A 1,499-nucleotide genomic window follows, 5' to 3' on the forward strand; every position below is an offset into this window, starting at 1 on the left:
CGGTAGCCAATCCGCGGATATCAGTGTGATCCACCGTCGACCTTACTGCTACGCCGCCCTCAGGGAATTCTCGCGCCTATGAAAAAGCGAAAAATCAACATCGCGATTGACATGGAAAGTCATATCAATATCTGAACAACATCGTCGAGCAGGATCATCGGGCGATCAAACGACGAACGCGGCCCATGCTGGGGTTCAAGAACTTTCGCTGTGCCCGGATCCTTCTGGCCGGCATTGAGATTATGCACATGATCGCCAAAGGACAGATGAAATGTGCTCGCGGAGCCCATCCGTCCGCCGCTGATCAATTCTACGAGCTCGCAATATAAGCAGTACTTCGCATATCGATCTCGCTCGCTCTTTGATCCTTACTGCGACAAAGCCTCGGCGTTTGCCCTCTGAACTTCCATCAATGCGTAATACATGAGTACCTCCTCGTAAAGGGTGCCGTTGCGAACGGCATGGATGTACGTGCAAGGGGAATGCCTATACGCGCACCACCTCTGGAGCGAGGCTGCGCGCGAAGGCCATCGCGTCAGTATGTACAAACCGACTGTCGGCTCTGCGGCAACGAGAGCCAATAGGAGACGCCTGCGCCTATCGCTTCAAACGGGCGGTTTGGCGTTCGCCAAACCACCCGATAGCGACCCGCCGCCGTGTCGCTGCCACGATCGTGCCAATCCAGGCTCAGATTTACCCGCGGTTACATCCACCACGTCCTCAATCCGACCGGACAAATCAGCAGCAATTGTCGGCGCTCTCCAACGTTGGTCCCGATGGGCACTTTGGCCAGCACCATCCACAATAGCCGCTGTACTACGCAGAGGATGGCCTGTGGGCGTCAACTTCGACCTGAATGATTTGCAGGCGTTTCGAGCCGTCGTATTGTTGGGCGGCTTCCGGAAGGCCGTCGAGGCGGTCAGCTTGTGGCCGGCGCTGAGCCGCCCTTTCGACAAGCTCGAGCACGCAATCCGCGTGCGGCATTTCGAGCGAGCGTTGTCTTCGGAACGATCGATGTCCGCTGGTTATCAATGGACGCGGGCGAAAGCCCGCAACTGCCCTAAAGCACAGCAGCCACGTGGTTGCCTTGCCCCGCGCCGGTAAGACCCGTGCTCAGGCCACGAAGCGGCACTGGGACGCGGGCGTGCGCGTGTCCATGTTGCGACCGCGGTTGAGGTGATCGTCGATTTCCGCCGCGCAGCCGAGCATGCGCGGATAAAGGAAGATCGTGAACGCGGCAGTCTCCAGATCGGACTCGCTCAATTCACCGCGTCGCAGCGGCTGCCACAGCATCTTCAGCAGCAATGCGGCGATCACCGCATCGACATTGACGCAATAGACGTTGCGCGAGACGCCTGCCTCGAACAACGCCTGCACCAGCTCGCGATAGAACGCATGGAACACGTTGTATTCCCCACGCTTTTCGCACAGGTCCGCAATGAACACCTCGCGCGGGTCGTGGTTGACCGGTCTGTCCTTGAACACCGGATGATTCACGC

1 protein-coding gene and 2 pseudogenes are annotated in these 1,499 nt (G+C 58.4%); 2 read left to right on the forward strand and 1 reads right to left on the reverse strand.

What is annotated here, in order from left to right; genetic code table 11:
• Nucleotides 1–116: 116 nt before the first annotated feature.
• Together F6X42_RS42575 and F6X42_RS42580 are read left to right on the forward strand one after the other, a co-directional pair.
• A pseudogene (locus F6X42_RS42575) lies at nucleotides 117–329 on the forward strand (DDE-type integrase/transposase/recombinase); the annotation flags it as partial.
• 505 nt (nucleotides 330–834) lie between these two features.
• Nucleotides 835–1,026: pseudogene (locus tag F6X42_RS42580) on the forward strand (helix-turn-helix domain-containing protein); the annotation flags it as partial.
• 87 nt (nucleotides 1,027–1,113) lie between these two features.
• On the opposite strand, the gene F6X42_RS42585 reads toward F6X42_RS42580, so the two are convergent.
• A partial coding sequence (locus F6X42_RS42585; protein WP_512699660.1) for a citrate synthase family protein occupies nucleotides 1,114–1,499 on the reverse strand: 386 nt, incomplete at its 5' end.

The organism is Paraburkholderia podalyriae (assembly GCF_014397785.1).
Lineage (GTDB): Bacteria > Pseudomonadota > Gammaproteobacteria > Burkholderiales > Burkholderiaceae > Paraburkholderia > Paraburkholderia podalyriae.